Source organism: Salipiger sp. PrR003, from assembly GCF_010500785.1.
GTDB classification, from domain to species: Bacteria; Pseudomonadota; Alphaproteobacteria; order Rhodobacterales; family Rhodobacteraceae; genus Salipiger; species Salipiger pacificus_A.
The window spans coordinates 1-8,775 of sequence record NZ_JAAGOV010000092.1; the positions used below are offsets into that span (position 1 = coordinate 1).

General features: G+C 64.3%; 13 protein-coding genes and 1 pseudogene. 9 read left to right on the forward strand and 5 right to left on the reverse strand.

What is annotated here, in order from left to right; genetic code table 11:
* On the forward strand, positions 1–288 hold a 288-nt coding region (locus tag G0D83_RS27950), incomplete at its 5' end, for a transposase (RefSeq protein ID WP_203595673.1).
* Between the two features lie 52 nt (positions 289–340).
* On the opposite strand, the gene G0D83_RS27955 is transcribed toward G0D83_RS27950, so the two are convergent.
* Complete coding sequence (locus tag G0D83_RS27955) at positions 341–706, reverse strand: FadR/GntR family transcriptional regulator (RefSeq protein ID WP_164197773.1); 366 nt, start codon at positions 704–706, stop codon at positions 341–343.
* A 90-nt stretch (positions 707–796) separates the two neighbouring features.
* Between G0D83_RS27955 and G0D83_RS32890 the strand changes: the two are divergent.
* The 4 genes and pseudogenes from G0D83_RS32890 to G0D83_RS27970 form a co-directional block, all read left to right on the forward strand.
* Positions 797–1,060 (forward strand): annotated as a pseudogene (locus G0D83_RS32890) (TSUP family transporter); the annotation flags it as partial.
* Complete coding sequence (locus G0D83_RS27960; RefSeq protein WP_370457334.1) at positions 957–1,556, forward strand: sulfite exporter TauE/SafE family protein; 600 nt, start codon at positions 957–959, stop codon at positions 1,554–1,556. The pseudogene G0D83_RS32890 and the gene G0D83_RS27960, both read left to right, overlap by 104 nt.
* Before the next feature lie 53 nt (positions 1,557–1,609).
* Positions 1,610–2,755: an HPP family protein gene (locus tag G0D83_RS27965; RefSeq protein ID WP_164197774.1), complete on the forward strand. Its 1,146-nt coding sequence runs from the start codon at positions 1,610–1,612 to the stop codon at positions 2,753–2,755.
* 671 nt (positions 2,756–3,426) lie between these two features.
* On the forward strand, positions 3,427–3,588 hold the full coding sequence (locus G0D83_RS27970; RefSeq protein WP_164197775.1) for a hypothetical protein: 162 nt from the start codon (positions 3,427–3,429) through the stop codon (positions 3,586–3,588).
* 186 nt (positions 3,589–3,774) lie between these two features.
* Here the strand turns inward: G0D83_RS27970 and G0D83_RS27975 are convergent, their stop codons facing one another.
* Positions 3,775–4,977 carry an IS256 family transposase gene (locus G0D83_RS27975; protein WP_164197776.1) on the reverse strand — a complete coding sequence of 401 codons (1,203 nt, stop codon included), beginning with the start codon at positions 4,975–4,977 and terminating at the stop codon, positions 3,775–3,777.
* Positions 4,978–5,033: 56 nt separating this feature from the next.
* Here G0D83_RS27975 and G0D83_RS27980 point away from each other — a divergent pair, with 56 nt between their 5' ends.
* Complete coding sequence (locus G0D83_RS27980) at positions 5,034–5,225, forward strand: hypothetical protein (RefSeq protein WP_164197777.1); 192 nt, start codon at positions 5,034–5,036, stop codon at positions 5,223–5,225.
* Positions 5,226–5,229: 4 nt separating this feature from the next.
* Here G0D83_RS27980 and G0D83_RS27985 read toward each other — a convergent pair whose 3' ends face one another.
* The gene (locus G0D83_RS27985) at positions 5,230–5,523 is read right to left on the reverse strand and encodes a BrnA antitoxin family protein (protein WP_203595027.1); all 294 of its coding nucleotides are present in this window, start codon (positions 5,521–5,523) and stop codon (positions 5,230–5,232) included.
* Positions 5,520–5,765: a BrnT family toxin gene (locus G0D83_RS27990; RefSeq protein WP_164197778.1), complete on the reverse strand. Its 246-nt coding sequence runs from the start codon at positions 5,763–5,765 to the stop codon at positions 5,520–5,522. The genes G0D83_RS27985 and G0D83_RS27990 overlap by 4 nt, the downstream gene beginning before the upstream one ends.
* A gap of 332 nt (positions 5,766–6,097) precedes the next feature.
* On the opposite strand from G0D83_RS27990, the gene G0D83_RS27995 reads away from it, so the two are divergent.
* The gene (locus G0D83_RS27995; protein WP_203595674.1) at positions 6,098–6,919 is read left to right on the forward strand and encodes an antibiotic biosynthesis monooxygenase; all 822 of its coding nucleotides are present in this window, start codon (positions 6,098–6,100) and stop codon (positions 6,917–6,919) included.
* 12 nt (positions 6,920–6,931) lie between these two features.
* A complete protein-coding gene (locus G0D83_RS28000) occupies positions 6,932–7,282 on the forward strand; it encodes an EthD domain-containing protein (RefSeq protein WP_164197779.1) in 351 nt (116 codons plus the stop codon).
* Positions 7,283–7,523: 241 nt separating this feature from the next.
* Here the strand turns inward: G0D83_RS28000 and G0D83_RS28005 are convergent, their stop codons facing one another.
* The gene (locus tag G0D83_RS28005) at positions 7,524–8,015 is read right to left on the reverse strand and encodes a hypothetical protein (protein ID WP_235940147.1); all 492 of its coding nucleotides are present in this window, start codon (positions 8,013–8,015) and stop codon (positions 7,524–7,526) included.
* Positions 8,016–8,557: 542 nt separating this feature from the next.
* Between G0D83_RS28005 and G0D83_RS28010 the strand changes: the two genes are divergently transcribed.
* Positions 8,558–8,775 (forward strand): hypothetical protein (locus G0D83_RS28010; RefSeq protein ID WP_164197780.1); only part of this gene is annotated, 218 nt, incomplete at its 3' end.

Sequence of the window (8,775 nt, forward strand, 5' to 3'; positions counted from 1 at the left end):
CTGATGGACAACTCCCGCGACGATGTGTTGGCCTACATGTCGTTCCCTCGAGAGCACTGGACCCAGATCTCTTCGACCAACCCGCTGGAGCGGGTGAACCGAGAGGTAAAGCGACGTGCGGATGTCATCGGGATCTTCCCGAACGACGCCGCCATCATCCGCCTCGTCGGCGCTCTGATGCTCGAAACCAACGATGAATGGGCAGTGGCGCGGCGATACATGAGCCTTGAAACCCTGGCCCGCGTCACCGACAATCCCACCGTCAGGTTGCCCGCCGTGGCATCCTGATCAGACCCGGACCTCTCCGAAGGTCGACGCTCCTACACCACGCGCGGGGGCACTATCGGTCCGCCAGATAGGCGGCCTGCTCTGCAGTGGCGAGCCGCGCCGCCTCGGCGGCCACCGAAGGCTCGATTGTCTGCCGCGCCTGCATGAGCTGCATCGGCGAGGCGCCCTGTACGATGATCTGCTCGCGGATCGGATGGCCGAGTGGCCGCGGACCGCAGAAGGTGCCCTGCCCGACATGCCGCCAGATCTCCCCCTCGCGCTCGAGTACCTGCAACGCGCCGCGCAGCGTCTCGCGGCTGCAGCCGAGCTGACGCGCAAGCTCGCGCTCGGGCGCCAGGCGCGCGCCGACCTCGGTGGCCAGACCAGCCACCAGCCGGCGCAAATCCAAAAGGACCACCTGCCCCCGCTTCGATGCCATGCCATGGCTCCCCCTTCGTCCGACAGCCAGACCAATTTGCAGGCCAATCTGCCCCCATGCAACACCTCGCCTCTCTAGAGGAGGACCCAAATGCTGACCACGACCATTCTCGCCCTTGCCGGTTTCGGCGCGGGGGCGCTCAACGCCATCGCGGGCGGCGGCACCTTCCTGACCTTTCCGGCGCTGGTCTGGGTCGGCGTGCCGCCGGTCATGGCCAATGCCACCGCCACTTTCGCCGCCCTGCCCGGCTATGCCGGAAGCACCTGGGCCTATCGCCGTGACATTGAGGCGGGCGACGGGCCGAGCCTGCGCGCACTCGTCGCAACCTCCATCCTTGGCGGGATCCTCGGCGCGCTTCTGCTGCTGGTCACACCTGAAGATCTTTTCGCAGGCGTCATTCCCTGGCTGCTGCTCGTCGCTCGCCACGCTGGCCTTTGCCGCTGGTCCCGCGCTGCTGCGCGGGTTGCTCGCCTCGGGGCGTCACCTGCCCGATGCCATCTCGCTGACGCTGCTGCTGCTCGTCTCGATCTATGGCGGCTATTTCAACGGCGGGCTCGGGATCCTGCTGCTGGCCGCCTTCGGGCTCATCGGCATAAGCGACCTGCACCAAATGAACGGACTGAAGACGCTGGCCTCGCTGGTGCTGTCGGCTGTCTCGGTCGTCACCTATAGCCTTGCCGGGCTGATCGACTGGAGCGCGCTGGTCGTCACCGGCCTTGGCTGCGCCGCAGGCGGCTACGTTGGCGCGCATATGGCCCGCAAGGTGCAGGACCTCTCGCTGCTGCGGACCTTCATCGTCACCGTCGGGCTGGTCACCACCATCGTCTTCTTCGCGCAGGCATATGGTTGAACTTTTCGCAGAATGCTGAATTTTTGCGCGGCAGGCATAGAAGGCAGTTCCCCATGCAGATCCTCCGCTCCCTCGGGCCGGCCGTGGCGCGCGTTTCCCTCCGCGAAGCGCTCCGCGCAGGCGTCGGCGCGCTGCTCGGGCTCGGCGTCACCGGGCTCTTCCTGCTCTCGCCGCAAGTGGACCTGAGCCTCGGGCTCTATCTCGTCGCGCCCTTCGGCGCGACCTCGGTGCTGCTCTTCGCGGTGCCCAACAGCCCCCTCGCCCAGCCTTGGTCCGCCATCGTCGGCAATACCGTGGCGGCGCTGGTGGGCGTTGCGACCTGCCTTCTGGTCGCAGATCCGGCGTTACGCATCGCGCTCGCCGTGGGCCTCGCGATCACCGCGACGATCTTGTGCCGCGCGGTGCATCCGCCGGCGGGGGCGGTGGCGATGACCGCCGCCATGAGCCCCGAGGCCATCGACCATCTCGGCTTCTGGTTCGCCCTGACCCCGATCGCCGCAGGCACCGGCGCGCTGGTCGTCCTCGCCGCGCTCTACGCAAAGCTCACCGGGCGGCACTACCCGTTCCGGCAGTTCGACGCCCCCAGCCGGCACGGAACCGGGAACCGCGATCCCTCCGAGCGCCTCGGGCTCTCGGAAGCCGAGCTCTCGAGGCTGCTGGAACGTTACCGGCAGTCGTTCAACCTCGGGGTCAAGGATCTGGCCCGGCTCATCGGCGCTGCCGAACTGCAAGCCGCGAGCCACCACGCAGGCCCGCTCAATGCCGAAGACATCATGTCACGCGATCTGATCACTGTTGGTGGCGGCACGAGCCTCGCCGAGGTCGCGGACCTGTTCCGGCGGCATCGGTTCACCTCGCTGCCAGTGGTCGGGCCCGAGCAAAGGTTTCTTGGGGTGATCTTCCAGATCCACCTGATCACCCGCGCCCGCGAGGATGCGCAGCGGCTTGAGCGGGGCTTCCTGCCCGCCTTCCGGCGGCTCGTCGATCTAGGCCGCGAGACGGCGGTGACCGCCTCGGACATCATGAAGGTCGCCGGCCCGCGCGCGACGCGCGCCTCCCCTGTCGCCGCGCTGCTGCCGATGATGGCGGATGGGAACGTCGATGCCATCCCGGTGCTGGAGCGCGGACGCATCGTCGGCATCGTCACGCGCACCGACCTGATCGCCGCGCTGGCGCGTCAGGCGCTGCGGCACCACTGAGATCGCCGCAGGAAAAAGCCTGCAGACAAAAAAATGGCCGAGACAAGCTCGGCCGAAGTCCAACAGGGAGGTAGGGAAAGGTGAGCTTTTCAGCTCAAATCCGAACCCTGCGTCCCATCTATGGGCGAAATGGAAACTTCTCAATAAGAAGCAGCATGCGTATGCCGCATACCCGTCAACCGGGTCCGCGTCCGCGATCCGAACAGACAGGCTGATCGCGAGCGGGGCCGGTACGCAAGGTTTCGAGACCGCGGCCGAAGCTCGAGTAATATCAGCATGGTAGGCACCGAAACTCCCATGCATCTTGCGCAGGACAGCTTTGCGCCAGGGAAGCTTGCGCTGAGCCGCGGCAATTCCTAACTAGCCATCACAGCACGAAACTGTGCTGGCGGAATTTGCCGGGCTCTCTCCTCCTCCCTGAGCCCCGCATTTCAGCGGCGGCCCCTCTCCTCCTCCCTTGGGGTCGCCGCACTCCCGCATCCAGCTTACACCCTCACATTGTCGTTCGCGCCGTCTCAACAGAACCGTGCTGCCTCCGATGCACACGCCGACGAGAGTGATCTTGGGTTGCCTCGCTGAAGACGGCACAGAAATACCTCGACACCTATCGCGCATTTAACTCTCTGTTCATCCCTCTACTGCATGATCAGCCGAAAGGGAGGACAAACCGTATGGACAATGCAGTCTCCTTGAGCGACGTGCTCGCGGATTACATCAGCCGGTACGGGCTCACCGAGAAGGCCCGGCTGTACTTTCTCGAGCACGTGGATCCGAAGACCTCGCCCGAGGGCCGTGAACGCGTCGATGCGAGGCAAGAACCCGGGCCAAAGTGACGATGCCTGTCGATCTTGCTTGTCGCAGCTTTACGCCTTGCAAGCGCCGGGATTGTCGGATCGGGATTGCCCAAGGCGACAACATCCGCGACACCGCGGCGGCCGTCGGCACCCGGAATTTCGATGATGTCCCGGGAAGTGGTGTAGCTCCTCATGGGCCTCGCGCTCACTGTCGGGCCGAGCTGGTCAGTCGCTCTGCGCTGCAGGCAGGCTGACCACGACATCATCGCAGACCGGCGTGAGCGTTTCCAGTGTCATGTAACGGCCGCGCTGGACGGTCCATTCCTCGGTCTGCTCCATCAGGATTGCCCCTACCAATCTCCGGATCGAGGCTTCGTTGGGGAAGATGCCGACGACGTCCGTGCGTCGCTTGATCTCACCGTTCAGGCGCTCAATTGGATTCGTGGAATGCAACTTCGCGCGATGCTGGGCCGGGAAGGTCATGTAGGCCAGCACGTCTTCCTCCGCCGTATCCATGAGCGTGGCCAGTTTCGGCAGCTTGGGCCGCATCTGGTCCGCTACCAGCCGCCACTGGGTCTTGGCCGCGGCATGGTCGGGCTGCGCAAAGGCGGTGGCGATAAAGGCTGAGACTACCCTGCGGCTGCTCTTGCCCGCATGGGCGAGCGCATTGCGCTGGAAGTGGACGCGGCAGCGCTGCCAGGTCGTGGACAGGACGCGGGCGGTAGCGGCCTTGATGCCCTCATGCGCATCGCTGATCACAAGCTTCACGCCGCTGAGGCCACGGCGCACGAGGTCGCGCAGAAACTCGGTCCAAAAGGGTTCGACCTCGGAGGCACCGATCGCCATGCCCAGCACTTCGCGCCTGCCGTCGGTGTTGACGCCCACCGCGAGCGTGACCGCAACCGATACGATCCGGCCGCCCTGGCGCACCTTGAGATAGGTGGCATCGATCCAGAGGTAGGGCCATTCGCCCTCGATCGGCCGTGTCAGAAAGGCGTCCACACGCTCGTCGATTTCTTCGCAGAGCCGGCTGACCTGGCTCTTCGAGATGCCGGTCCCGCCCATGGCCTGCACGAGGTCATCCATCGACCGCGTCGAAACGCCATGGACATAAGCCTCCTGGATCACGGCCGTCAGGGCCTTCTCAACAGAGCGCCGCGGCTCGAGGAACGAGGGGAAATAGGAGCCGGTGCGCAGGCGCGGGATGCGCAGTTCGACGCTGCCGGCCCGGGTCTGCCAGTCCCGATCGCGATACCCGTTGCGCTGCGCCAGGCGCTCGCTGTTCTTCTCACCATAGTCAGCACCGGTCTTGGCGCCGACCTCCAACTCCATCAGCCGTTCGGCAGCAAAGCCGATCATCTCGCGAAGCAGGTCGGCATCGGCGCTCTTCTCTACCAGCGCACACAGGTCCATCATGGGTTTGGTCATCGGGTCTATCCCTCGGTTCAGGTTGGCTCAGCAACCCGACCCTACCGAGAAACCCGATGGCCACCGAAAGCTACACCACGCCCTGGGACGTCACCGGAATTTCCGGATTGCCCACCCCGGAGAGCTTCACCTTTTCCTTGTTGGTCCACATCGCACCTACGCTGGCAAAGAACTGCCCGCATAGACACCCGCAGACATTGGTATGTCCCGGCCCGCAGGGCATGCAAGATGCCCATGGCGCCGAATAATCGCTCAGCTAAGCCCGGCAGCGTGTCGCAATGCCTCGTTCATCCGCGTCTGCCACCCCGGGCCATCTGCCTTGAAGCGCGCCACGACTTCAGGATCCAGGCGCAAGGAGATCGCGACCTTCGGGTTCGCCGCCTTCGGACGCCCGCCTGCACTCTTGCGCATCTTCTCGGCCAGCGCCGGAAATGCTTCGGTGAAGGGCTTTGCCTGCGCGAGCTGCGCATCCGTTGCCTCGGGAGCATCGGGATCGCTGGCGATCATAGCTTGCACCTCGGCTTCACTAAGTGGCTTCTTGGTCATAGAAGTTCCCTTTCCCTCCGGCTTGAAGGGCGCATCGAGATGACCGAAACGCCCTCGCTTCCCAGAATAGCGAAAACGACTGCGATGGTTCCATCCGCAAGCCTTCCCATCGCGATTTGACGGTTTTCCTTCGCCGGAACGACCAACGAGGACAGAAAGAACGCCTCGTCCAAGTCGGAAAAATCGAGCCCATGCTTGGCCAGATTGACCAATCGCTTTGGCTCGTCCCAGACGATCATCATGAGCGCATCCTACATCCTCAATATAGTTTATGTATCTACAACAACCAAGACACGCCAACGAATAAATCGCGACCACGAGTGGCCGCCGGGTCGGAGTCTCTTGGCCATGCCTGCCGGAGCAGGTAATGCGCCGGGATCAATCTCCGATTGCTGCGCGTGGCTGCGTCGATCGTCACGACTTCATGGGCTCAGCGCCTTTTTCCACATGAATGAATTTTCCCGGAAAACTAGCCCGATCACCCCGTCATTCCCGGATTTTCCGGAACACGCCTCGCTTTGCGACGGTTGCCCCTGTGACTGCCGCAGCGCGGCATCGCAATAAGGAGACACCCATGACACGCACACTGATCGCAAGGGCTACGCCAAAGGCCGGACAAGCCGACAGGCTCGCAACGCTGGTCGAAACACTGGTCGGACAGGTCCGCTGCGAGGCGGGCAACATCCGCTTCGAGGCCTTCACCGAACACGGCGGTGCGGTGGTGATGCTCGAGGAGTACCGCGACGACGCAGCCTTCGAGGCGCATCTCGATCAGCCCCACACCCAGGAATTTAACGCGGCACTTTCTGAAGTGGTGACCGGAGGTGCGTCGACCGTGACCGACCTTACCCGCTTAGCCGAGGAGACGTTCGCGGCCCAGGGTGTGCGTGGCGTCGATCATGCGGGCCTCACCGTCCCCGACATTGATGCGGCGACCCGCTTCCTTGCCGAAGCTTTCGGAGCCGTCACGCTTTACGATGTGCTGCCCGCGGACGGGCCGGACATGGAAGGCGAAGGGCCGCAGGCAGAGCTTGGTCTTGCCCCCGGCACGCGGATCACCCACATGCGCCTGCTGCGGATCGGCAACGGGCCGTGCCTGGAACTTTTCCGAATGAAGGACGGGGCCCAGTCCGACCCTGCTTGCCTCCAGGACATGGGGCTCACGCACCTCGGCCTTTACGTTGACGACATCGACGCGGCCTGCGCGGCCTTTACCCGCGCCGGCGGCATGCTGCTGAAGGGCCCGCATCCGCTGGCCAACAACGAGGACAAGGAGGGCAACGCAGGCATCTATGGCCGCGCGCCCTGGGGCACGCTGTTCGAATTGCTGACCTATCCCGGCGGTATCGACCTGCCCGCGGACGCCCCGGCCCCCCGCTGGACTCCAAAACCCTGAAGGACCGCTGCAATGATCAAGATGACGATGCTGCTCAAGCGCAAGCCCAAGATCGACCACGCCACTTTCGTGCGCCACCATCGCGAAACGCATGGTCCGCTGTTCCGCTCGATCCCCGAAGCGCAGACCCATGTGCTGCGCTACATCCAGACCCACCCGGCCGTGGGCGACTTTCCCGTCCCGCAGGCCAACTTCGACGGCACCGCCGAGATCTGGTTCGACAGCCCCGCAGGCATGAGGGCTGTGCTCGGGTCCGAGACCTACAAGCGGAAGGTGTTTCCGGACGAGAAGACCTTTCTTGACCATGATAACACGCTAATCCTGGTAGGTGTGCAGACCGATATCATCGAGGAGAGAAGTTAGCAGGAGTACGGGTCGTGTAATGCGGGGAGCGGAGAAAGGAGAACCTCCGCTCTGTCCCGCATAGCGGACCAACACGGTTTGCGGACACACCCTTAATCAACCCGCTGCGCCGGAGACGCTATCCCCCTCTCGCAGGCGTTCGCGGTGTCTTGGTGGTCTAGGGCCCGACAGCTCAGACCCTTAGCGCCCAGGCCCTGTCGCGGGAACCGGGCCCTAAGACGAGTGAGTCCGCCTTGCCGCCTTACAGGTCGATGACCGCCGGGCGCAGCGACCGCAGGCCCATTGCCAGCGACGAGACCTCTGCAAGGAAGGCGCTGGTGTCATTGCCTTCGCACAGCAACATGGCATGGGCCTCGGCATCCTGCGGTCGCCCGCACATCATGGCGCGCACGATGTTCAGAAGCAGGCGCTCATGGCCGCTGATCCGCGCCGCGCAACGGCGGCACCCCGGGTTCGAGAACTCGAAGACGCTCTTCCGGGCGAGCCGCATTTCCTGCACGGCGCGCTGGACCCCGCAGACGAGCCCCGGCGCAACCTCGCGCCCGAACAGCCGGTCGGCATGGGGCAGCGCGCAGGTCCAGCCTTCGCTTTCGGGCGTGGCAAAGCTCTGGAACTGAAGCCGCGCGATGGTCAGCACGCAATGCAGAGCCGGATCGAGCGTCGCGGCCCCGCGCAGATCGTGCTGCGGACGGATCGGTTCGCAGCGTCGGCTCGGGCGTTCGGGGAATATCATGGCAAGCCTTTCACATGCGGGATCGGACGGCCCCCACGCGGCTCGAAAAGGCGGGAGGCCGGCCGATCCGGTCTCCTGCAAGTCGATGCACATGAGGTCGGGCTTGCATGGCGGGAACCGGCTGGCGCTCCACGGCTTCCTGACAAAACGACTTGGGAATGGCAAGCCCCTCCCCGCCCCCTGCGCGTCACCTGCCCCAAGTCATGGATATGATGGCGCGCTATTAAATCGAGAGCCTATGGCGGTTCGGTCACGGCGCTACGTCGGACGCCAAGACGCGCCTTAAAGACATCAGCGCGATTGGTCATCTTGCCGCGCATGCCGGAAGTTCGGCGGCCCGCTACCGATCGCGCCGCTTGGGAAACGGAACGGCGGGCCAGAGCCCCCCTGCGAACGACCTGTTGCCACAAAGATACAAACGCCTTGCCTCAATTGGTCGTCATCTGGGCAGGTGGATTGAAGTTATCCGATAAAAACTGTCAAGAAGCGAGTAAGGATGCCTTAGCCATGAAACAGCCAGGGCCACCAGGATGGAGGCTCCCATGGTTGTTTCTCGAATTGCCCTGCTCGCCGGTCTTGGAGCGGCGTGGACCACACTTCTCGCGACGAGCGCCATGGCGCAGGATAGCGCCGGGGTTGATCTTGGGACCCTCGTGCTCGAGGCGGAAAGCGACGATACGCTTGTTCAGAACGGCTATGTTGCCGAGAGTGGCCGGCAGGCAACGCGCACCGATACGGCGATCCGCGACATTCCGCAGAA